Below are 24628 nucleotides of genomic sequence, written 5' to 3' on the forward strand. Positions count from 1 at the left end.
TAAATGATACTGAATACGATCAAACTGGGAATATATGGCTGCATAATACTTGGAGCGGCTGTCTATGCTCAGATCAATAACAAGTAATAAGAAGCAGGCTGGCGTTCTTTATATTTTTTAAGTTTTCAGGCCGAATAGCTAGTGGGGGTCATTCGGCAATTGTGGAAAAGATCTTATCAAAGATCCATATACTAGTTCTGTACACGAAAATTATCAGCATTTGTGTTATGGTCATTTTTATTTATCATCAAATAAGTTATTGTAATATAGCAACAAAGCACTATTAGCACTGCTAAAACATTTTGTTAAGATATTATCGGACTAAACACGACGATCAACATTGTTTGCTGAAGAAGGTGAATGATGGCAAATAGGTTCGTAAAAAGGGCTTCTGAGAAATGCGGCCTGCCTCCCGGAACGATTGTCCACGTAGGAGATAAATGGACAGAATCGGTAAAAATAACAGTGATAGATTACGATAAGGACCATTGCAAGGTACAGAATATCTCAGATATAGAAGAAGTGTTCCCTTTCAGGGACAGTCCCACTGTAACATGGATAAACATAGATGGGATACACGATGTAACTATCATTGAGCGCCTGGGAACATATTTCAATATCCATCCCCTTGTTCTCGAAGATATCCTTCATACCACCCAGCGCCCGAAGATAGAGGAATTTGAAGATTATGTCTATGTAGTGCTGCGAATGTTCTACCACAGCGACACAACATATGAGCAGGATGATGGCAAAAAGATCATATCCGAACAGGTGAGTCTTATCCTGGGCCGTAATTTCGTAATATCTTTCCAGGAAGCAGGAGGAGACACCTTTGATCCCGTACGTATGAGGTTAAAAGGTTCAAAAGGTCGCATTCGAGAGATGGGAGCTGATTATCTTGCGTATTCACTCATCGATTCTATTGTTGATAACTACTTTGTCGTTCTGGAAAAACTGGGAGAACGATTAGAACTATTGGAAGATGAACTGCTCGATCATCCCACACCTGACACTCTTGAAGAGTTGCATGTTCTGAGAAACGAAATGATCCTTTTGCGCAAATCTGCATGGCCCCTGCGTGAAGTATCAAACAACCTTTTAAGGGCCGAATCGGACCTTATAGCAAGGTCCACACAAATCTATATCAAAGACATATACGACCATACCATCCAGGTGATAGATACCATCGAAACATACAGAGATATGCTCTCCGGGATGCTGGATATATATCTGTCCAGCATTAGCAACAGAATGAATGAGGTGATGAAGGTGCTTACTATCATCGCTACCATATTCATTCCATTGACCTTCCTTGCAGGTGTGTATGGCATGAACTTTCAATATATGCCGGAACTTTCATGGAAATGGGGATATCCTGTGCTCTGGTGCATCATGGCAGTAATAGGCATTTCCATGCTCTTCTATTTCCGAAAGAAGAAATGGTTATAAATGATGAGATACTTCTTTTATATTATTTCACGGAAATTATTATGTTCGGCTTATATGGATCTCCTGTAAACATGGAAATAGAAGGCGTTTTCCTATCAATGGAAACACATAACGATTCACTCATATATCGCAGATGGGGCAGCCTGGGAAGCACAGAAAAGCTACTTTTGCAGGAGTCATGCAGCATATTGCTCAACCCGGTGGAGCCGGTCAATATGCCAAAAAGGCTCACCCACTTCCTACTGGTGAACTTTAAAAAGACCTTGATACTTGAGCCCGGTGCCTCAAAGAATGTGTACATCACCTTTCCTCTAGAGATAGGGGTTTTCGTATCTCATGGAAAAGAGGATTTTGAGATAATAGATATTTTTTCTTTTTCACGGTTGAAGTACACGCTATACGGTGCACCAAGTAATGGGATCATCTGCAAGTATTGGGAAAGCGACGTATTTCTTTCACCACCGGATACAGATCCCTGGTACACAGGTTACATAGAACTGAAGATAGTTAATGACACTGAGCACTTGGTAGAGGTCAGCAAGTCTTTGTTCAACGCCTATGGTATGAAGATCTACTATGAAGAAAAAAAAGTTGTAATGAAAGCGGTCATGAAGATCCCAAGCAGAAAATTAGCTGAAACCGAGTTCATACACTGCCCAGGTAAAGCCAGGTTCAAAAAGGCCACCGAACTCTACGTCTCGTCCAAACTAAGGGTGATCGGTAGCAGATGCATCATGGAGTACGGACTATGAACATCACGCTGAACGATGCCTTATTTGTTTCATTGTCCGACTATTCCATTCTTTTTTTCAGGATCATGTTCGTAGCTTCTGTTGTGATCATCTCTATGATCGCAGGAAAAATCTTGTCCATATACCTCATGAGGGCCCTGCAGGACAAGATGGACAGGAAACAACTGAGCATGCTGCTCAAACTTATGCGCTACAGTTTCGTTTTCTTTGTCACGGTCTTTTTCATACTTCCGTTCATGGGCGTAGAGCTTTCAAGCCTGCTTGTAGCCGGAGGTGTATTGGGCATAATCCTGGGTATCGCAGGTCAGAGCATTGTTGCGAATCTGATCTCCGGGATCTTCCTGACCCTTGAAAGGCCTATTAAGATAGGGGATCAGGTGAACATAGATAATAATGCAGGAGTAATTGAAGATATCACTTTTGTTTCCACCATCATCAGGACCTTTGATGGGCTGTATGTGCGCGTGCCAAACGACAAGGTCTTTCTCAATAACATCACTAATTACGCTGCCAACGTAGCAAGGAGATTCGAGTATGTCATAGGAATAACCTATGACAGTGATGCCGACAAAGCGATTGGGATGATCAAAGGTATCATAGATGATGATCCTATAGCTTTTAAAAATCCAGCTCCTACTGTCTTTGTGGATAAGCTGGATGATAATGGTGTCAATATCTTCGTAAGGATCTGGGCTCCTTCCACTGAATGGTATTCTGTCAAGACAAGACTGCTGTGGATAATTAAAAAGACACTTGAGGAGAATGGGATAAAGATAGCCTTACCGCAGCGTACTCTCTGGTTCGCTAATAGTATGCCGGCAAATTTGATAGAAAGTGGAGAAAACGATCTTCCTATTTTCCCATCTCAATGAAATAGTTCCTAGTTATCACTTTTGGACCAATTTCCATATTATCCGGTCATTTTAATGGATAAAACGTATATACTGTTAAAATAATAGTCTTTTTGCAGATAGTAAATGTTGTAGGAGAGATAAATATATGAAAATTAAAATACTGATAGTTGCTTTACTTTGCCTGAGCTTGCTATCCACTACAGCCCTGGCAGCCGACGGTTCGACAGGGAACAGGATATGGGATGCTGCCCAGGAACCATCGCTCGAATATTCATGGTCACCACTTAGTTATTCGGGTTTCTATTATGACCTGGATTCAGGAGAAGGGTCTGAAATGCTGACAGTTAAACTGGACAGCTATTCCGACAGGTCCATCGAAGAGGACGACCTTGTGTATTCCACAAGACCAATAGAAACTGGCTTTGAGCGTGATGAATGGGGTTCGTTCCAGATAATCGGTTTTATGGCAGAAAGATACTTTGCAGGTTATTCTGACAATACAGCTTTTGCAGATGAGGTCAGCCTTATATCCGACAGCCAGCTTGCAAAAGTGCTCATAAACGATGATGATGAAAAATCACTTTTCACGGGTTCTTCACTTGTTCTGCAGGAAGGATATGTGCTGGACATCACCGAAGTCGACCTTAATGGAAATAAAGTGTTCATCACCCTTAAGAAAAATGGTGTGCAGGTAGATAGCACAGTGATCGCCTCTAATCAGGATTATGTTTACAAGACCAGAATTGGTTCCACAGACGATTTCCCTCTTATAGCAGTACATCTGGATACCATATTCAGGGGAACTGAAAGCAATGCTGTGTTCATAAAAGGCATCTTTCAGGTGTCCGACAGCTACATCTCCGTTAATGCTGGCGATAAATACGGAAGAATGACAGTTGACACAGTAGCTCCTGAAAGGATCACAATGTCAAATCCCGATGTCATAAACCTTAATGCAGGCAGGACCATCGACATAATGGGAAAGCTGAAATTCGTTGTTGCTGATGACACAGTGCTGCGTTTTGCTCCTGTGGTCGATATGAAGGAACCAGGAACTTATGAGTTGCGTGGTACAGTTTCCGATGGCCCCTTCAACTGGACCTCTCTGAACTTTGAGGGATTCTACTACAATATAGATGAAGGCATAGGTACCGAATCACTGGAAGTCAAAGCTCTTAACGGCAGGACAATAGGCGCTGAGAACCTTGTATATTCCACTAGAGCCCAGCAGGTAAGCTTTGACCACTCCGCCTGGGGACAGTTCGAGGTGATAGGGTTCCTTGCCCAAAAATACTTTGCAGGCTATCCGGATAATGGGTTCACCAAGGCTGTCAGTATAGTTTCCCAGGGCCAGCTTTCCAAGGTGCTGATAGATAACGATGATAAGAAATCAGTGTATCCAGGATCGGCACTGGTGCTGGAAGAAGGATATGTGCTTGAAGTGGTCGAGGTCGATCTCAATGGTGACAAAGTGCGTGTTTCACTTAAAAAGAATGGAGAAGAAGTAGACACTTCTATTCTTGGGTCCAACAAGGATTATGTGTACAAAACTGAAATGGGTGCTTCTGAAGATGTACCTCAGATAGCCGTCCATTTCAATGAGATCTTCAGGGGACGTGAATTCGATGCTGTCTTTATACAGGGTATTTTCCAGATATCTGAGAACTATCTTACCCTTGAAGGTTCGGACAGGTTTGGCAGAATGGAGGTTGCCAGTATCTCAGAGGACGGCATCGTCCTGGAGAACAGGAATTCCGTTTCGCTCACCAAGGATAATGTGATCGATCTTATGGGAGACATTTCTATCAAGGTGGCAGATTCGGATACACTGAGATACTATCCCTTCGTAATGACGACGACATCCTCATCCGAACAATTGTCCATAGAAATGCCTGATACGATCACAGCAGGAACATCAGTGGATATCAAGGTAGCTTCTCAGGGAGCAGCTGTCGAAGGTGCTGTTGTGAAGTTTGACAACGTGCAGAAAGGAACGACATCTAACGAAGGTATACTCTCTGTGGTCCTGAGCGAGACCGGCACTTTCAAAGTGACTGCAGAAAAGGAAGGCTATGTCACAGGTACTCTGAACGTCGAGGTAATATCTGCAGAAGATGCTACAAAGAAGCTTGACATAGAGATCAGTCCTGAAACTGTTTTCGCAGGAGATGCAATATCCATCTCTGTTAAGAAGGCAATAGGTGGAGAACCTGTGGGAGGGGCTGCACTCTACTATGATGGCAGCGCCATAGGCACCACTTCTGCAGAAGGTATGCTCTCATACACACCAAAAGATGCAGGTATACACAAGGTAAGAGTTGAAGCGAATGGTTTCCTTCCTGCAGAGCTGACCTTTGAGGTTGAGGCTGCAGAAAATATGTTCAGATATTCGGACCTTGTGATCGATCCGGCTATAGCTGAACAGGGTAAGCCTGTGACCGTCAGTGCGAATGTTGCCAATACTGGTACTTCTGCAGGTGAGGTCAAGGTGGAACTGTTAGTTAACGGCAATGTAACGGACACACAGAACATCTCCCTTGCAGCAGGAGAAGAAAAGACCGTAGAGTTCACAGCAACAGCAGACCAGCCTGGTACTGTCGATGTGCAGATAGGCGACCAGAAGGGTTCATTTGACGTAACGGCAAAGACCCCGTTCGTGGGAATGGTCGCAGCAATGGTCATAGTGATGATGGCTGCTGCATTCAGGGGCCGCAGGAACAAAGAATAAGTTAGCAAGTGAGGATAGTACCTCACTTCTCTTTCTTTTTTACTAATTGTTCAATTTGTGATTTCAAAATTCTTTCTCACACCCAATTTCATTAGTTCATCTATTAGCAGCAATGCAATGGCAAAGGGGACTGCCAAGAGTATGTACTTTATAGAAATGGGCGCTGTGTTGAAGGCAGTGTTGGCCAGTGGGTTGAAAATGATCAAACCAAGAATGGTTAGTTCACTAGCTATTCCGAGAAGTATCATCTTGTTTTCGAAAAACCTCTTTGTAAGTACAGACTGCCGCCTTGTGCGGGATGTAAATACATTGGCGACCTGACAGATGATAACAGCAGCAAAGAAAGCTGTGATTGCCTGCATGTATAGAGGGTCTGTGAATGGCAGGTCCTGTCCGAAGTTCCAGCCCCCATCCCGCAGCACAGCAAAGTAACAGAAAAATCCGGCTGCTGCTTCAATGGGGCCTTTGATACCATAGGATGTAAAGAGTACATAGCGTGTTAGCAGTTTCTCATCCTTTGACCTTGGAGGACGATGCATGATGTCCCCTTCGCCCCTTTCTACTGCCAGAGCAAGTGCAGGTAATATGTCCGTACCCAGGTCAATAGCCAGTATCAGCTGCACATTCATGGGCAAGGGTAGTGCCAGCAGCACAAAGGCAATGAAAGGTAATATTTCAGGTATGTTGCTTGTAAGTATGTAAGCAATGAACTTCTTGATGTTATCGAATACTGTCCGGCCTTCTTCAACAGCATTGACCATGGTCGCGAAATTATCATCCAGTAACACCATATCAGCTGCTTCTCTTGCAACATCCGTGCCACTGCCCATAGCCACTCCCATATCGGCATTTTTCATAGCGGGTGCGTCATTGACGCCATCACCTGTCATAGTGACTATTTCACCGGCAGCTTTGAAAGCCTGGACTATCTTGAGCTTTTGTACGGGTGATGTCCTGGCAAAGATTATACTTGGAGCCCGGAGCCTGCCTGCAAGCTCCTGAGGGGACAGTGCAGCAAGCTCAGAACCAGTAATGAGCTCAAGCTCTTTTTCATCATCGTATAGTCCCACCTTGCGGCCGATAGACGTGGCAGTCACTGGATGGTCCCCGGTGATCATGACAACTTTTATTCCTGCCATGTGACATCTGTGGATAGCTTCCTTTGCCTCAGGTCTCGGAGGATCGGCTACACCCACAAGTCCCAGGAAAACAAAACCTTCGTCGTATTCCCTTACATCTTCGGCTTCCCTGTAAGCCAAGGCAAGCACTCTTTCACCTGCTTCTGCCATGGCGATGTGCTCATCCACAATCATCCCGGCACTCTTTTCATCAAGAGGCAGAGCACCATTCAATGTGAACATGTGACTGCACATGCTCATCACCACTTCAGGTGCACCTTTCAGGTAAGATTCCATTGTTCCTGCAGGTGTTGAACAAATGACCTGCATCCTTTCTTTCTTGGAATCGAAAGGATATTCCTGTAGCCGCGGATAGGCGCGTTTCAGTTCTTCCTCATCAGCGAACTGGTTAACATACACTAACAGAGAACCTTCCGTTGGATCCCCTTTATACCCGGGTGATTCGGATGTGATCCTTGAGTTATTGCACAAGGCGGCAGCTCTAATAAGAGGTTCGGAGGGCTTTTGTTCTTCTGTGATATGCAGATAGCCTTCGGCTGTAAAGACCGAGTTCACAGCCATCTTGTTCTGGGTAAGCGTACCGGTCTTATCGGTGCAGATCACAGTGGTGGAACCCAGGGTCTCTACTGATTCGAGCTGCTTTATGAGCGCATTTCTTTTTGCCATTCTTCTGGAAGCAAGGCTCAGGGCGAGGGTGACTGTGGGCAGCAAGCCTTCAGGGACATTTGCCACAATTATACCGATAGCAAAAATAAGGTTCATCAGGAATGTATCCTGCACGAAGGACCCTATTAAAAAGAAAGATATACCCAATAAAATAGCGATCGAAGAGATGATCTTTATGAAATCATTTAGTTCCTTTCTTAAGGGGGTATCTACCGATGAAGTGCGTTTAGTAAGGTTCGCAAGATGACCTATCTGAGTATTTGCTCCTGTGCCTAATATGACAGCTTTACCGTTCCCTGTCAGTACAAGTGTGCCGGAGAACACCATGTTCCTGCATTCAAGCATGTTGGGGTGGGTACACCCCAGAGAACGCAACTGGGGTTCAGCCTCTCCGGTTATGGGTGAATTATCCACCTTCAGGGAATTCACCTCTATGAGCCTGCCATCGGCAGGGACCTTATCCCCTTCTTCAAGTAAGATCACATCCCCGACAGCTATGTCTGAAGCAAGTATTTCTGCTATTTCACCGTTCCTGAGGGCCCTGGCTTTCGGAGGTATCAACTGGCGAAAGCTCTCCATTATCTTCTCTGCCTGGTATTCCTGGATGAACGTGAAAGTACTATTAAGGATCACTACAGCAAGCAGTGCTATGCCAATGTAGAGGTTTCCCTGATCGGGAGAAAACCATTCTGCAATAAAAGCAAGTAATGAACCGACTGTAAGCAAAATTGAAAAGAAATTCCAGAACTGTTTCAGGTACTTGTACAGTAAACTCTCCTTTCCTGTATCTTCGAGCACATTTGCTCCGTATGCTGCCAGCCTTCGGACAGCTTCATCCTGCCTCAGTCCGTTATCACTGCTTTTCAAGCCTGTGAACAGTTCATCAAGAGATACCTGATGCTCGTCACCCTTCATATGCGGGAGAAGGTCTCTGGTCCTTGCATCCATCTTAAGGAACTATTGATCGGCCCTTACTTAAAATATATGCTCAGGTTGCTGAAGACAGAGCAGTATATACGTTCCAGATGCCTGTTGTCACAAAGTCTGCAGCCAAAGCTGCAAGGAAAAGGCCCATTATCCTCGTGAATACAAGCATTCCTGTATAGCCTATGTACTTATAGATACGCCGGGAGAACAGGAATATCACCAGGCACACTGCAAATGTGATCAATATGCTAAGGACCACCAGGGATCTCTGCACCATGGAATCGGTGCTTCCCATGAGCACGATCACGGTCGTGATAGCTCCCGGGCCTGTCAAGAGAGGCAGTGCAATGGGGAATATCCAGATATCGGAACGGTCCTGTGATTCACTGATCTCGTTCTCAGTGATACTTTCTCTGGACACCTTTGCGAACATCATGTCCAGTGCTACGTGGAACAACAAAATGCCACCGGCAATGCGCAGCGAGTCGACATCAATGCCGAAAAGGTCCAGCATCATCTTGCCGGTAATGGCGAAGAACAGAGCTATAATGCAGGCAAGGAACACGGCTCTTTTTGCAAGGATGTTCTTCTCCTCAAAGGTCATACGACTGGTAAGGGATATGAAAGTGACAACCCCGCTGATGGGATTCACTATCACGAAGATGGATATGAGCGAATATGTGAGAAAGGCCAGGTCATCCATTTTAGATCTGCGTTGAAGGGTTGTTGTTCAGGCTGACATGCTCTGTATGAATCATCCTTTAAATTGCACCGAACAGATAAAAGCCTTATTCTCACAACAAGGGCGATCAAAGGCTGAATATAGTTATTTTTCTTTTGAAAGGGCTTTTTTTACTATCTTCAACGCACAGAGGTCTCCGCACATGGAACAGGCATCACTGCCGGTCACACGGCTTCCTCTGATAGTGCGCGCACGTTCACCGTCAATGGCCAGCCTGTACTGTTCTTCCCAGTCAAGCCTGTGACGTGCTTGCGACATCCGGTCGTCCATTGCACGCGCCCTTTCTCTTTGTCCTTCTTTAGCAATATCTGCAGCATGTGCTGCGATCTTGGTCACAATGGTCCCTTCCCGTATGTCGCTTACCGTTGGCAATGCAAGGTGTTCCGAAGGCGTGGTCATACACAGGAAATCCGCACCATACATGCCTGCAAGGGTCCCGCCTATGGCACCTGTTATGTGGTCATATCCGGGAGCTATATCCGTTACCAGAGGGCCAAGGAGGTAGACAGGGGCATCAAGGCACAGGCTCTTCATGGTCTTCACGCATGTCTCGATCTCATTCACTGGTACGTGCCCTGGTCCTTCCACAAAGGATTGCACGTTCGCAGCACGCGCTCTTTTCACAAGTTCGCCCAAAGTGACAATCTCAGTGAACATTGCGCCATCGGATGCATCGTGGATACATCCAGGCCTCATGCCATCCCCGAGGCTCACAGCCATATCGTGCTCATAGGCTATTTCGAGCAAATAGTCGTATTCCGTGTAGAACGGGTTATCTTCCTGATTATGCAGCATCCATGCAAGAGTGAACGCACCACCACGGCTGACAACTTCAGTGATCCTCTCTCCTTTTTTGATCCATTCGAGGGAACTGAGGTTAACACCTGCATGCACCGTAACAAAATCCACGCCATCCTTTGCATGTTTTCTGACAGCATTGAACATATCATCGGATGTCATATCCACAACTGCTTTCCGGGATGATGCTGCCTGGTATATGGGCACGGAACCTATGGTGATATGCACGGCTTTCATGATCATGGACCGAATACTGTCCAGATCCCCGCCTGTGGAAAGGTCCATGAGCGCATCAGCACCGAACTTTTCTGCAGTGCGCGCTTTTTCGATCTCATCCTCTACATTGATGTAGTCTCTGGAAGTCCCGATGTTCGCATTGACCTTGGTGCTCATATACCTGCCAATGCCTATCGGCCTTGAATCCCTTGCAGGGTTATCAGGTATGGCAATGATGCCTTTTGCCACACAGGAACGTACAAGGTCAGGATCGATGCCTTCTTTTTTAGCTACTTCCTGTATCTGGGGAGCTATTATCCCCTTTTTTGCATCTTCCATGAGTGTCATTGCTATTCCCGTATGAGCATGAAGATAAAAGCCTTTTGCTGATCCCGGGTGTCCTTTTATAAACAAAGTCTCATCATAATGAGTAGCATTATACACTCGATCATAGATATCCTTATATAGTGCAGTGCAGACTACTAATTAGCTGCGTGGAAAATGGCGCGGTAAGGTCGCGGTGGTACGATGACCCATAGTGTTGAAAAGAGTTCATTAGTTTACGGTCTGGATATTTACGGATTCCTCAAGGACATAAGGTTCGTCCTGCTGTTCTATGTGATAGGCGATCTCCTGACCACTATATATGCCATAGAGACCGGTCTTGCACAGGAAGGCAATCCGGTGGTATCTGCATTCGCCTCCATGAATGGTCTTTACAGCATCGTGCTGTTCAAGGTCCTCTTTATAGTAGCACTGCTGGGAAGCTATGTTTATATCGTACGTTCCTCTGCAGGGAAAGAACAGGACCAGACCTTTGCATGGAATGCCCTCAGACATACCCTTGCAATAATAGGAATGATGATAATGTTCAATAACCTGCTTGTGATGGGGGGCTTTGTCAGTCCCGTCTATCTGCTGCTCAGCTATGCCACCAGCCTTTTAGTTTAGGTCTGGTGACCTATATTCTTTTCCTAACAACAGCGGATAAAGTTATGTAATGTCAGTTATAATGTATCGCACACTATTCTGATCAGGTGCAGATATATCATGACCGTTGTTGTATTTACCGAAAAGAACAAAGCAGCTTCGCAGATAGCCGATATTCTCAGCGGGGGCAAGCCTGACAGAAAGCTTGTCGAAGGGGTGCCTGTTTATGTATTCCGCAGGGATGGCAAAGAATGGCAGGTAATGGGTCTTTCGGGTCATATAATGGGTTATGATTTCCCACAGGAGCTGAACGACTGGCGTTCAGTGGACCCGGCCAAATTGATCGATACGCAACCCATCAAGACCGTTACAAAAAAACCGTTTGCAGATGCCATCATCTCTCTTGCCAGGGAAGCTGATGGGATAATACTTGCCTGTGATTTTGACAGGGAAGGCGAGAATATAGGTTTTGAAGCAAAGGAACTTGCGGCCAGGGTTTCCCGCGCTCCTGTAAAAAGAGCCAGGTTCTCTTCATTGTCAGCGTCTGAGATAACTAAAGCTTTTGATAATCTATTGGAACCTGACACAGCTATGGCAATGTCTGCTGATGCCCGCCAAATCCTCGACCTTAAGATGGGCGCTGCTTTTACCCGGTATCTGACCCTGGCCGTAAGAGAAAGAGCGCGTACCAAGGACATCCTTTCCATAGGGCCTTGCCAGACACCTACATGCGGTTTCGTATATGAAAGAGAGAAGGCCATTAAAGACTTCAGTCCTGAGGATTTCTGGAAAATCGAAGCACTTTTCCATGCAAAGGACATGGACCTCAAAGGAGTGCATCGAGCAGGCAATATCAGGGATAAGGCAAAAGCAGCCGAAATATTCGATCGTATCCGGGCATGCAAGACCGGTATAGTGGCAAAGAAAAGTGTCACCGAAGTGAAGACGAATGCACCATATCCTCTTAATACCACTGAGTTCCTCAAACGTGCATCCAAGTTCCTTAACATCAGTCCGGAATCTGCTCTTGAGATCGCTGAACAGCTGTACCTGAACGGTTTTACAAGCTATCCAAGGACAGAGACCAATAAATATGCCGATGATTTTGATCTCAGGTCAAAGGTCATAGCCTTCACATCCACAGAATACAGGGACCATGCACTTGCCATTATTTCGGCCGGAGAGATCGCTTCCCGCAATGGTACAAAGGACGGACATGACCACCCTCCCATACATCCGATAAAGGCAGTTGCTGTAAAGGAAGTGGAAAAGGCTGTGAAGGTAGAAGGTGCAGGTAAGGTATATGATCTGATAGCCAGGCATTTTCTTGCTAACCTCATGCCTGCAGCCTTGTTCGAAAAAACGCATCTTGAGATCACAGTGAATAATGAGCTCTTCGACTCTTCCGGATCAGTAATGAAAAACGAAGGCTGGGTGGCCGTGTATCCCTTCGAGACAAAGAATGACAAGTTCCTGCCCGATGTCCAGGTGAACGAAGAGGTCAATGTGAAAAAACTGGAGAACATAGCTTCCAAAACCACTCCTCCAAAACACCTTACAGAAGCCGAACTTCTGACCCTTATGGATAAGCATGGCATCGGCACTAAGGCAACAGCTCCTTCTCATATAGAAACCAATAAGAAGCGTGGTTATTTTGAGACAAAAGGCAAGACCATAGTCATTCAGGAAACCGGGTTCAGCCTTATGGACGCTCTGAGCGCTTCATTACCTCTTGTAGTGAAGCCGGAAATAAGGGCACGCATAGAGTGCCTTGTGCAGGAAGTGGAAGAGGGCAGCAAGAAATTTGAAGTTGCTGTTGCAGAGGGAACCGAGCTTATCAGGATGATGTACGCACAGCTTACTGAGAGCCGGGATTCCATCGTATCCCGGCTGGCAGGCTCTATCAATGATGGTATTGCCACTGAGGACAAGAAGAACTACATTGGCAAATGTCCGGATTGCGGGCATGTGCTACGCATAATAAGCACTGATAAGGGGCGTTTTGTAGGATGTACCGGATATCCGCAATGCAGGAACACCTATCCTTTGCCCAGGGATGGTGCACTTTCCATACTGCGCTCAAAAGAATGCCCTAAGGGTGGAGCTGCTGTAATAAAAGTAGCGAACAAGTATTGTTGGGCAGTGGGTATAGGACCTTGCTTTGCATGTGACAGTGTAAAAGAGTGCTTTCCCCCTGAAGTGGTGGGACCATGTACTATATGTGATGGCGAAATGTGCCTTATCACCACAAAGGATTCGCGTTTTCTGGGTTGCAGCAAAAGATGTGGACGTACTCAGTCCCTGCCTCAGGAGGGCAGGCTTACGATACTTGAGCGCAGGTGTGAGGTGTGCGGATGGAAAATGATCCGCATAAAGGAAAAGGATAAGGAAGCGATCGAGATGTGTGTAAACCGTAGCTGTGGGAAAACTCTGGGCAAAAAAAGGTCTTCAAACTGACTTGATCTTGTTCTAAATCAATTATCCTTGATTAGTCATGTTGCGAACAAATCTTTAAATATAAGGAATACATACTTATGACTTAGAGATGAAGGGCAAAACAGGAAAACCTTCTACTACAAAACTGGTGTCTAAATCCGAAATATACCCTTAAACCTCCTTGATTCCGGTTTGCGCCTTCATCTTTGCCTCCATTGATCGCCGTAATGCTCTTCAAAGGCTATTTCTTGCAGTTCTTTCCTCGAAGGTGTTGTTTTGCTCCCGGTGGGATGCCCTATGGCCAGTGCTGCCATGAGCTCCAGTGATTCTGGCGCTTCTAAAATCAAATTCACTTGTTCTTTATTATTTAGGATCTCGCCGAGCCAGACAGCCCCTAACCCGAGCTCACAGCAGGCGAGCAGCATGTTCTGTATGGCTGCACCTATGGATTGTACATCTTTTGTGCGATCGTACATCGTAGAGTTATCCAGAAAAACAGCTATGATAACGCTTGCTCCTTTTACAATGGATGAATAGCGTGTGCATCCGGCCAGTTTTTCTATTGAGACCCTGTCCTGTACAACTATGAACTTCCAGGGCTGGTTATTAAGGCCCGATGGTGCCCAGCGCCCGGCCTCAAGGATCTTTGTAATATCCGTTCTTGCCACAGGCTCAGATGTATAACTGCGGATGCTTCGTCTTGATAGAATTGTCTGTATAGTTCCCTGCATTTAGATCACTTCAAAAAAAGGGATGTGTCCTTGTATATAGAACACGTCTTTGTATCTTTAAAAAAGTATATTCCAGAAAGTTCACTTCTCATTAAGGCCACTGTTAAGCCAGGGCATCATTGCGCGCAATCTGCGGCCCACCTCTTCCACAGGATGTTCCCTGTCCTGGCGCTCCATGGCTGTGAGCACTGGCCTGTTGGCCTTGCCTTCAAGCACGAACTCCCTTGCGAACTGCCCGTTCTGGATACGTTCCAGGGCTTCGTACATAGCTTCTCTGGACAGTTCATTGATGACCTTGGGCCCAACGGTCATTCCACCGTATTCCGCAGTATTGGATACGGAATACCACATCTTTTCCAGGCCGCCTTCATGGATAAGGTCTACGATGAGCTTCAGTTCGTGAGTGGTCTCAAAATATGCCATCTCTGGCTGATAGCCGGCTTCGACGAGAACCTCAAAGGAGGTCTTGATAAGAGAGGCCACGCCACCGCACAGGTCTACCTGCTCTCCGAAAAGGTCAGTTTCCGTTTCCTCACGGAATGTTGTCTCGAAGACTCCGGCCCGTGTGCAACCCACACCTTTTGCATGTGCCAGAGCTAACTGTTTTGCCATGCCTGTGGCATCCTGGTAGACTGCGATCAGACCAGGCACTCCATGTCCTTCTTTATACGTCCTGCGTACCAGGTGTCCCGGGCTTTTTGGTGCCACCATGTACACGTCGATGTCCTTCCTGGGCACTATCTGGTTGTAATGGATATTGAAACCGTGAGAGAAGACAATAGCATTTCCGGGTTCAAGTCCGGGCTCTATCTCTTCATAGTATACCTGGGACTGCGTTTCATCCGGCAGGAGGATCTGGATGACATCAGCTGCTTTGGCAGCCTCTTTTACGGTCATGACCTTAAGCCCATCCTCTTCTGCCTGCTGCCAGCGTTTGCTGCCCTTACGCAGACCTACGGTCACATCAAGTCCGGAATCGTGCAGGTTCTGGGCCTGGGCATGACCCTGGCTGCCATATCCCATCACTGCTATCTTCTTGCCTTTCAGGATGCTGAGATCTGCATCCTTGTCATAGTACATGTTCACTGCCATTTGAATTACTTCCTGAGTTTAACTTTATATGCTCTTAGGACCTCTGCGCAGGGCAATTTTACCGGTACGCACCATTTCCTTGATACCGAAGGGCTTAAGCAACTGTTCTATTGCCTTGATCTTGTTCTCGTCACCTGTTACCTCTATGATCATGGACTTGCTGGCAACATCGATGATCTTTGCCCTGAAGATGTCTGCTATCTGCATGATCTCAGACCGGTTCTTCACATCTGCGTTGACCTTGATCAGGACAAGTTCCCTTTCCACGGTGTCCTCGGTCCCAAGATCTGTTACCCTGATAACATCGATCAATTTATTTAGCTGCTTGGTGACCTGTTCCAGGACAAGGTCATCTCCACGTACGACAATGGTCATACGGGATATTGTGGGATCCTCAGTGACCCCTACAGCAAGGCTGTCTATGTTATAGCCCCGGCGGGCAAACAAGCCGGCAACCCGTGAAAGCACACCGTACCTGTTCTCCACCAGGACTGCGAGTGTATGTTTCATGCTTTCCTCTCCAGGTCCATTATCTCGTTTATAGCTGCTCCGGCCGGCACCATGGGAGATACGTTCTCTTCACACTCTACCCAGAAATCTATCAGGGTAGGTCTTCCGGAAGCTATTGCCTGCTCTATGGCCGGCCTGACCTCTGAAGGCTGCTTTACACGCAGTCCAAGTGCTCCGTAGGCCTCTGCAAGCTTTACGAAATCAACACTGTTCCTTATACATGTATAAGAGTATCTTTTATCGAAGAAGAGTTCCTGCCACTGCCTGACCATGCCCAGATAACCATTATTGAATATAGCGATTATCACGGGGATATTCTCCTGTACGACGGTTGCCAGCTCCTGCGAGTTCATCTGGAACGAGCCATCACCTGAAATATCAAAGACCACTCTGTCGGGCTTTGCTATTTTGACCCCTATCGATGCCGGGAACCCGAATCCCATGGTCCCGAGACCTCCTGACGATATGAACGTCCGGGGTTCGCTGAACCTGAAGTATTGGGCAGCCCACATCTGATGCTGCCCGACCTCTGTAACGATGATCGCATCCTTGCAGGCATCATGGATCTGTTCGATGATATACTGGGGTTTGATATTATCCATGCCGCCAATATAATGCAGAGGATATGATCGCTTCCAGTGTGCTATCCTTTGAAGCCAGTCGTCAGTAGGAGCCCTGTCGACATATTTGAGCAGGTCTTCAAGCACCTTTGCGGCATTACCAACTATAGGGATGTCTACACGCACGTTCTTGGATATCTCTGCCGGGTCTACGTCTATATGGATGACCTTAGCGTTGGTCGCAAAAGATCTTATTTTGCCTGTGACCCTGTCATCGAACCTCGCACCCACAGCGATGATGAGATCTGATTCCTGTATCGCATAATTGGCATATTTGGTGCCATGCATCCCCAGCATTCCCAAAAACAACGGATGGTCCACAGGGAAAGCGCCCATCCCGGTAAGTGTCGTGGTGACCGGAGCCTGCACTTTTTCGGCAAGTGCCCGCAGATACTCGCTGGCATTCGCACTGATAACTCCGCCCCCTGCGTAGATCACAGGTTTTGAAGACCTGTTTATCTCTTCCGCTGCCTTCTTAATCTGCTGGATGTTGCCTTCATAGGTAGGATTGTAACTGCGCAGCTTCACAGTTTCAGGATAGTGGAAATCTATCAGTTCGGTGGTTAGGTCCTTTGGGATGTCGATAAGTACGGGTCCCGGCCTGCCGGTGGATGCAATGTGGAAAGCCTCCTTCATGATCCTTGGAATATCGTTAGCATCCTGCAGCAGGTAATTGTGTTTCGTTATAGGCAGGGTTATGCCTGTAATATTGGCTTCCTGAAAAGCATCGTTCCCTATCATGGACAGAGGCACCTGGCCGGTCAGGGCTACAATGGGTATGGAGTCCATGTAAGCAGTGGCTATACCTGTCACCAGGTTCGTTGCTCCGGGGCCGGATGTGGCTAAGCATACGCCTACCTTACCCGTTGCCCTTGCATACCCATCTGCGGCGTGAGCAGCCGATTGTTCATGGCGTACTAGCACATGGCGTATCTTTGAGTCATACAGTGCATCATAAATAGGAAGCACCTGACCTCCGGGATATCCGAATATCGTATCTACGCCTTCCCTATACAGACATTCGATGATGGCTCTTGCACCTGTCATCTTTTCTGTTCGTTCTGTCATTCGATCACTCTGCTGGTCATGAATTACTGTTCTATATGTAGGTATATGTTCGTCACATATCTTTTATTTTATCAGATGGTTCCGTCTGTATCAAACGATTGATGCCGTTGAGCATCGCTTCCACCGAAGCCATGATGATGTCGGTACGCGTACCTCTGGATGTGATCATCCTGCCGTCCTTTGAAAGTTTCACCAGGACTTCCACAAGTGCATCAGTGCCTCCTGTTATGGCATCCACATGGTATTCCTCAAGCTGGATATCGCCTACTCCGGCAACTGCTTTCTTTATGCACTGGATGGTAGCGTCCACAGGTCCGTCTCCTATGCCTGCCTGGACGACCTCCTCGCCATCGACCTTCAGTTTCACAGAAGCTGTAGGTGTAACTCTGTTTCCCGATACTACGGTAAAATCTTCGAGTTTGACCCTGGAATTGCACTGGATGTTCAGTACGGTCTCGGCAATGGACTGAAGATCAGCATCCGTAACGTGCTTACCGAAATCACCCAGTTCCTTTACTCTCTTGAGGATCTCGTTAAGATGCGAATCCTGAACATCATATCCCATCTCTTTTATGGCAAGGGAAACGGAACTTTTGCCCGCATGCTTACCCATCACGATCTTACGCTGACGTCCGAGTATTTCCGGCCGTATCGGCTCGTAGGTGGACGTGTCTGCCAAAAGGCCATGTACGTGGATACCTGCCTCATGAGAGAAAGCGTTGCCCCCCACAAGGGATTTGTTGGGAGCCACGGGTATGCCCGTAAGACGGCTTACAAGCCTTGAGGTCTTGAAAAGCTCGGTCGTCTTGATACCTGTATCATATTTGTACAGCCATTCAAGGATCATCACCACTTCCTCAAGGGAGGTATTGCCTGCTCTTTCCCCTATGCCGTTAATGGTCACATGCGCTTCCCCTGCACCTGCTCTGAGAGCAGCTACCGTATTTGCGGTGCCCAGGCCGAAATCGTCGTGGCAGTGTATGCTGACAGGTATCTTCAAAGAGGCTGCCAGCTCCCTGAATATGGCCTCTGTCTTCTCGGGAACAAGCATACCCACGGTGTCGCAGAAACAGAGTCTTTCGGCACCTGCCTCGATACCTGCCTGGTATATGGACTTAAGGAATCCCATATCTGCCCTAGAAGCATCCTCTCCGCTCAGCTCTACGATAAGCCCATGCTCCCTGGCATATTCTGTGGTCTCGATGGCCATCTGCATTACCGCTTCTCTGTCCTTCCTGAGCTTGACGCTGATGTGCAGATCGGATACAGGAGCCACAAGATGAATGGAGTCCACGTCACATGCAAGCGCATAGTCGATGTCAGGCTGCATGATCCTGCAATAGCTGCAGATATCTGCATTTAAGCCTTCAGCTGCGATCGCGCGGATGGATTCCCTTTCCCCTTCGGAAGTGATGGCTGACCCGGCCTCGATAATGTGCACGCCAAGCTCGTCCAGCTTGCGGGCAATGGCAAGTTTGTCCTCTTTAGTAAGTGCCACCCCGGGCGTCTGTTCACCGTCTCGCAGAGTTGTGTCCAAAAAGCGGATGTTTTCCAATAATAAGACCCCTCACAGGTATTTGTCTGCCGGCCATAGCCAACAGCACTACATCGATATCTCTATACTATATATGTATATCGATGTATCTATCACGATTGTTCACTGGAGGAGAAGAGCTGAAAAAAGAAAGGTTTCGCCTGAGATCCCAGGCATCAGAAATACTTGTCAATGGTCTCGATGGAACCTACAAGCAGGTCCACGCATGCCTTCACATCAGCTGTGTCCACCACTTCCACGGGCGAGTGGATGTAGCGGGTGACCACGCTTATGACGCTGGAGGGTATACCTGCCCTTGTAAGGTGTATGGCAGTGGCATCCGTGGTACCGCCATCTCCCACTTCAAGCTGGTAGGGGATGTGCTTTGAATCGGCAGTTTCCTTCAGCCATTTAAGTACATGGGGCGAAGCAATAAGACCACGGCCGGAGGCATCGGCCACGGTGATGACACCGCCTTTACCCTGTTCCACTGCAGCATCCTTCTTATCGATGCCCGGATGATCGCCTGATATGGTCGTGTCCACCGCAAGGGCTATGTCCGGGTCCAGGCTGAAAGCGGATGTCCGGGCACCTTTGAGACCCACTTCTTCCTGCACGGTTCCCACAGCATACACGGTAGCTTTTATATCCTTGTCCGCAAGTTGCCGCATAACTTCCAGGAGTATGGCACAGCCAGCACGGTTGTCAAAAGCCTTGCCTGTTATCTTGCCATTCGCAAGGGCCACTACTTCCCTGTCCATGGACACAGGTGTTCCTATGCCAATCCCCATCTTTTCAGCATCCTCGCGACTTGTGGCACCCACATCGATGAACATGTCCTCGGATTTCACGGGTCTTTTCCTGTCCTCGTCTTTCATCACATGAGGCGGCTTGGACCCTATAACTCCGGGAACAGGGCCATTGCTGGTATGGACCATAACTCTCTGGCTATGCAGGGTGGGGTCGAACCAGCCGCCTATTTTCACGAACTTCAGGAAACCTTTATCGTCAATATACTGCACCATCAGACCGATCTCATCCATGTGAGTGGCGATCATGATCGACGGTCCGTTCCCTTTTTTAATGCCAATGAGATTGCCCATCTTATCCGTGGTCAGCTCGTCCACATAGGGCTTCAGTCCCTCCTCCATAATGGCACGGATGCTGTCCTCATGGCCGGAAATACCATGTGCATTGGATAACTTCTTCAAAGAATCGATCAGTTGTTCCATATAGACCCTCTGTACTCTGTGGAGGATAATAGGAACTGCTGCTATAAATATAGATGTATATTATAAACAAAAATAGAAAAAATATGAGGGTCAAGAGGTACTATCACATTTTACATCAAAATAGATACGCTGTCGATATTTATCTATGGAGGAATAAGGACATACTAGAGGTACAGGAAAATTTACAGCAAAATTGGGACACTACCGACAGTTTACAGTCGATTAACTGAAAAGACAGACGAAAAAGTACATTTACGCCAACTTTGATGCCATAAATACACTGATCTTAAGACAAAACAGGACAATATCGTAGAATTTTACGTGAAATTATTTAAACTACCAAATAGGTTTTCCTGACAAAAAATAAAATATTGAGCTAAAAGAGAAGGCATTCCCTTTATTAAGGAATGATAACTGTCAAGCTTAGGTTACTAAATATAAATATAAGCACAATTTTTTTAAAAGTGTATGCATAGTATTTATATAAAAGTGTGCTATTTTTATGCTCATATAAGATGGCAGTAAATATTTTTCTAAGTGTTACGCTAACTTCTTTAATAAATAATATATGCTTTTTTGCATATTAATTTAATAAATAATTATCAAAGTATAGCGCATTATTTATATAATTGTTCACACAAACCTCTACTCATAGTCTGCAATGATGCTCATAATGATGAGTACATTAGTATCTATCTCGAGGATTCATCACTAGAGAGAGACTTGGTCGGAAAAAATCAAAACTAATTCATGATTAGCATGAAAAATGTATTGAAGATATAAAATGAGATAAAAAGGAGAGATATCATGAAAAAGAGCTTTTTATTACTGACTGTTGCAATTGTTTTGCTTTTCTCATTTCCATCGGCAGCTGCAGCTTCCGTGGATGCAGAAATTACATCTTTCAGTCCAGCATCCGGAACATATTATCCTGGAGATGCTGTAACATCTTCCATGAGTTTTAAAAATACAGGTACACAAACATGGACCTACTGGATAAGATATAGCGTTAGCGATGAAAATGGCAAGGTATATACAGTATCATCGAATTCTGTAAAATTAGCTCCAGGAAAAACAAGTGTTCAAACAAAAAGCTGGACAGTTCCAACAGATACAACATTGAAAACCGGAAAGTACAAGGTAGTAATGTCTGTATGGAAATACAAGTCATCCACTAGGCTAACATACGCTGAAAAGCTAGATGCATTCACAGTTTCTAATATAGATATTACACCACCGGAAATTCCAGAAGACCCACTTCCTGAAACTCCAGCAGATACCCCTTCAGAAACTCCGGGAGAGACCTTCAGTTTTGTTGATAATTTTGATACATTTGATACAAATCAGTGGTCAAAATCATCGTTCAAGTTAGAGAGAACATATTTCGATCCAGCTAATGTTGATGTAAAGGATGGAAACTTAAGGATTAAAATCCCCGCAAATACACTCAACGGTGGGGATGTTGAATCCAAAGGTCTCTATCAGTATGGTACATACCGCGCAAGTATGAAACTTCCAAACGCACCATCATCAATTACAGGTTTCTTCTTATACTTGGGTCCAGACTTCTATAATGAGATAGATATCGAAATCTATAATGACCCTAAAGGAGAAGCGTGGTTCACTACTTATGCAAATGGAAAAATACAACATAGTGTTACCAAGAGCCTTGGTTTTGATCCAACAGCCGATTTCCACGAATATAGATTTGATTTCTATCCTGGAAACTTGAGTTTCTACATTGATGGAAAGCTGATGCAAACGTGGACAGATGGAATGACCACCAATCCTATGCACCTAGTAGTTAATGCTTGGTATCCAAATTGGTTATCGGGTACAAAGACAACATCCGATCAATATCTTCTAGTTGATTGGATTAAACATTAAAAACGTTAGTATTGCGGTTTCCATGTTGATTTAATTTAACATGGATTACCGTAAATTATATTTCTTCAAAAACATATTATATACCGATAAGTTATGATAGTAGCTGGTCATCAACCGACCTATTTACCTTATTTGGGTTTTTTTGACAAAATGTCAAAATCAGACATATTCATGATTCTCGATGATGTACAGTTCAATAAGAAAGACTTCCAACATCGTAATAGAATAAGGATCCCTGAAGGCTGGAAATGGCTAACAGTGCCTATTGTAAAAGAAGGAAAAATACCTATTAATGAAATTTTAATTAACAATCAGAAAATTAATGGTAAGCCTGTTTGGTCTGATACGCATTTAAGAATTATAGATATAAATTACAATAAAACACCCTATTATGAGTCATATATAGAAGATTTATCCAAAATATATAATAGAAAACATACCCATCTCGCAGATTTGAATCTCTCTATTATACAATATCTAATAAAGGCTTTTGAAATTGATATTGAACTGGTCTATTCAAGTAAGCTTGGATTTACTACAACTTCATCTCAAAGAATTGCGGACATCGTTAATTCACTTGGAGGTGACACGTATTTATCTGGAATAGGAGGACTAGACTATTTAGATCAATCTGTATTCAAAGAAATTAAAGTTGAATATCAACAATTTGAGCATCCAATGTATACTCAGCGTTATACAGGATTTGAAAAAAATATGGCGGCTATTGATGCCCTGTTTAATGTTGGCTCAATTCCAAAATGAGATGATGATTCATGAATCGAAAAATATTAGCTATCGGCGCTCATCCGGATGATATTGAATTAGGCTGTGGAGCTACTTTGATAAAGCATGCAAGTGAGAACGATGAACTCTTTTTAATCATTGCTTCTTATGGAGAGAAAGGTGGAAACAAGGATCAAAGATTAAAAGAAGCTACCGAATCAGCCAGATTACTTGGTGCAAAAGATATTATCTTTCTAGGCTTGCCTGACACCCAGATGCACCATGATGGTATAACTGTTGGAAAGATTGATCAATATATGTGCAAAATAAAACCTGATATCGTTTATGTTCATTGTCCAAAAGATTATCATCAAGATCACGTAGCTATTGCTTTGTCAACATTATCAGCTTCTAGACATATGAGAAATGCAGTTCTCTTTTATGAATCACCCTCAACTACAATTGAATTCAGACCAACTGCCTATAATGATGTGACACAACAATTCTGTTATAAACTAAAAAGTATTGACATATTTAAGTCTCAAAAAGAAAGAGATTACATGGAAAAGGTTTCAGTAATAGGTTTAGCAAAAAGCAGAGGAAGTATATTAGGCGTTAAGTATGCTGAGGCATTTGAGGTAGCACTCTTATTTAAATGGTAAGAATGAAGTTTCTTGGCTTTTTAAAGTCCAATACTTTTAGTTTGAGAAAAGAGAAAACATAAATAGAGAGGAGTATCATCCTCTATTCAAAATTTTCTTTGTAATATTCTGATATTGTCTGAGTACGTATGTTATTCGATTCAATGTAATCGAGTATTGAAATGAACTCAGACGTGGATATATCATACTCGCCTGGGTTCTCAGTTACTTGATGGAAACCAAGAATTAAAGTGTAATTCCCGGCCACAGCCTTGTCTATTTCGGCAATTGTTCCGTGATATTCTGTCGGGTAACAGGGCAGTCCATAGGGTTTTTCAAGCAATTCTGTAGGATAGTAACCATTATTTTTCCATGTTACAACACGACCGGTATCACGGTATGATGAAATGACGGATATTACATTGTCATTGCACTCACCGTATGGATAAGCAATATGTTTGGGTGCCGGCATACCATGAGTTACAAATGCTGTGTTAACATTCAGCATTTCCTGAATGATTTCATCTGATGACATTGTTGTGAGGTCCGGATGGGTGTCTGAATGGCACTCCATATCAAAACCATCATCATACATTGCTTTTATATGGTCCCATGTCATGCGTGTTGAGTCTTCGCCTACCATAGAAGCAATTATGTAATGAGTTGAACTGATATTACGTTCTTTCAGCAGCGGATAGACAGTGTCATAGTCTGATTTAAAACCATCATCAAATGTTAAAATCACAGTAGCTCTACTTGGCACCTCCGCAGAAGGTTCAATTTTCAGGGTTGAGGTTGTTTCTGCGGACCATGCACCATCATCGTCCTTGACACTGAATTTTACAGTGTGAGTGCCAACTGCAAGCAAGGAAGTGCTGAAACTTGCTTCTGTGCTTATTTCCTTACCATCTGATGTCCAGAGGTAAGCTACTATTGTACCATCGGTATCGCTT

General features: G+C 45.1%; 19 protein-coding genes. 9 read left to right on the top strand and 10 right to left on the bottom strand.

Features of this window, described 5'->3' with window-relative positions:
* The first annotated feature begins 363 nt into the window (after positions 1-363).
* The 4 genes from corA to A4E24_RS09930 all read left to right on the top strand — a co-directional run bounded on the left by corA (position 364) and on the right by A4E24_RS09930 (position 5783).
* Complete coding sequence (corA, locus tag A4E24_RS09915) at positions 364-1449, top strand: magnesium/cobalt transporter CorA (RefSeq protein WP_292353172.1); 1086 nt, start codon at positions 364-366, stop codon at positions 1447-1449.
* Between the two features lie 71 nt (positions 1450-1520).
* Complete coding sequence (locus A4E24_RS09920) at positions 1521-2201, top strand: DUF432 domain-containing protein (protein WP_292353173.1); 681 nt, start codon at positions 1521-1523, stop codon at positions 2199-2201.
* Complete coding sequence (locus A4E24_RS09925) at positions 2198-3073, top strand: mechanosensitive ion channel family protein (RefSeq protein WP_292353175.1); 876 nt, start codon at positions 2198-2200, stop codon at positions 3071-3073. The genes A4E24_RS09920 and A4E24_RS09925 overlap by 4 nt, the downstream gene beginning before the upstream one ends.
* A gap of 127 nt (positions 3074-3200) precedes the next feature.
* Positions 3201-5783: an S-layer protein domain-containing protein gene (locus A4E24_RS09930; protein ID WP_292353177.1), complete on the top strand. Its 2583-nt coding sequence runs from the start codon at positions 3201-3203 to the stop codon at positions 5781-5783.
* 50 nt (positions 5784-5833) lie between these two features.
* Here A4E24_RS09930 and A4E24_RS09935 read toward each other — a convergent pair whose 3' ends face one another.
* The 3 genes from A4E24_RS09935 to thiC form a co-directional block, all read right to left on the bottom strand.
* On the bottom strand, positions 5834-8536 hold the full coding sequence (locus A4E24_RS09935) for a cation-transporting P-type ATPase (protein ID WP_292353178.1): 2703 nt from the start codon (positions 8534-8536) through the stop codon (positions 5834-5836).
* A gap of 40 nt (positions 8537-8576) precedes the next feature.
* Positions 8577-9218 (bottom strand): MarC family protein, encoded by a 642-nt coding sequence (locus A4E24_RS09940; RefSeq protein ID WP_292353180.1) that lies wholly within the window; start codon positions 9216-9218, stop codon positions 8577-8579.
* Between the two features lie 123 nt (positions 9219-9341).
* Positions 9342-10619 carry a phosphomethylpyrimidine synthase ThiC gene (thiC, locus tag A4E24_RS09945; protein ID WP_292353181.1) on the bottom strand — a complete coding sequence of 426 codons (1278 nt, stop codon included), beginning with the start codon at positions 10617-10619 and terminating at the stop codon, positions 9342-9344.
* 180 nt (positions 10620-10799) lie between these two features.
* Between thiC and A4E24_RS09950 the strand changes: the two genes are divergently transcribed.
* On the top strand, positions 10800-11222 hold the full coding sequence (locus A4E24_RS09950; RefSeq protein ID WP_292353182.1) for a DUF5658 family protein: 423 nt from the start codon (positions 10800-10802) through the stop codon (positions 11220-11222).
* Between the two features lie 99 nt (positions 11223-11321).
* The gene (locus tag A4E24_RS09955; protein ID WP_292353184.1) at positions 11322-13658 is read left to right on the top strand and encodes a DNA topoisomerase; all 2337 of its coding nucleotides are present in this window, start codon (positions 11322-11324) and stop codon (positions 13656-13658) included.
* Between the two features lie 179 nt (positions 13659-13837).
* Here A4E24_RS09955 and A4E24_RS09960 read toward each other — a convergent pair whose 3' ends face one another.
* The 6 genes from A4E24_RS09960 to A4E24_RS09985 form a co-directional block, all read right to left on the bottom strand.
* Positions 13838-14368 (bottom strand): nitroreductase, encoded by a 531-nt coding sequence (locus tag A4E24_RS09960; RefSeq protein WP_292353185.1) that lies wholly within the window; start codon positions 14366-14368, stop codon positions 13838-13840.
* An 81-nt stretch (positions 14369-14449) separates the two neighbouring features.
* A complete protein-coding gene (gene ilvC / locus A4E24_RS09965) occupies positions 14450-15448 on the bottom strand; it encodes a ketol-acid reductoisomerase (protein WP_292353201.1) in 999 nt (332 codons plus the stop codon).
* A gap of 36 nt (positions 15449-15484) precedes the next feature.
* Positions 15485-15970, bottom strand: a complete 486-nt coding sequence (gene ilvN / locus A4E24_RS09970; RefSeq protein ID WP_292353186.1) for an acetolactate synthase small subunit — start codon at positions 15968-15970, stop codon at positions 15485-15487.
* Positions 15967-17658, bottom strand: a complete 1692-nt coding sequence (locus A4E24_RS09975) for an acetolactate synthase large subunit (protein WP_292353187.1) — start codon at positions 17656-17658, stop codon at positions 15967-15969. Before A4E24_RS09975 ends, ilvN begins: the two co-directional genes overlap by 4 nt.
* A gap of 52 nt (positions 17659-17710) precedes the next feature.
* The gene (locus tag A4E24_RS09980) at positions 17711-19213 is read right to left on the bottom strand and encodes a (R)-citramalate synthase (protein WP_292353189.1); all 1503 of its coding nucleotides are present in this window, start codon (positions 19211-19213) and stop codon (positions 17711-17713) included.
* 155 nt (positions 19214-19368) lie between these two features.
* Entirely contained in the window at positions 19369-20424 is a 1056-nt protein-coding gene (locus A4E24_RS09985) for a M42 family metallopeptidase (RefSeq protein ID WP_292353190.1), read from the bottom strand.
* 807 nt (positions 20425-21231) lie between these two features.
* Between A4E24_RS09985 and A4E24_RS09990 the strand changes: the two genes are divergently transcribed.
* The 3 genes from A4E24_RS09990 (at position 21232) to A4E24_RS10000 (ending at position 23696) form a co-directional block, all read left to right on the top strand.
* A complete protein-coding gene (locus A4E24_RS09990; RefSeq protein ID WP_292353192.1) occupies positions 21232-22311 on the top strand; it encodes a glycoside hydrolase family 16 protein in 1080 nt (359 codons plus the stop codon).
* A 93-nt stretch (positions 22312-22404) separates the two neighbouring features.
* Positions 22405-23073, top strand: coding sequence for a WbqC family protein (locus tag A4E24_RS09995; RefSeq protein ID WP_292353194.1), 669 nt, complete (start codon positions 22405-22407; stop codon positions 23071-23073).
* Positions 23074-23084: 11 nt separating this feature from the next.
* The gene (locus A4E24_RS10000; RefSeq protein WP_292353195.1) at positions 23085-23696 is read left to right on the top strand and encodes a PIG-L deacetylase family protein; all 612 of its coding nucleotides are present in this window, start codon (positions 23085-23087) and stop codon (positions 23694-23696) included.
* A gap of 82 nt (positions 23697-23778) precedes the next feature.
* On the opposite strand, the gene A4E24_RS10005 is transcribed toward A4E24_RS10000, so the two are convergent.
* A partial coding sequence (locus A4E24_RS10005; RefSeq protein ID WP_292353196.1) for a polysaccharide deacetylase family protein occupies positions 23779-24628 on the bottom strand: 850 nt, incomplete at its 5' end.

Origin of the sequence: Methanomethylovorans sp. PtaU1.Bin093 (assembly GCF_002067275.1) — an archaeon.
Taxonomy (GTDB): Archaea; Halobacteriota; Methanosarcinia; order Methanosarcinales; family Methanosarcinaceae; genus Methanomethylovorans.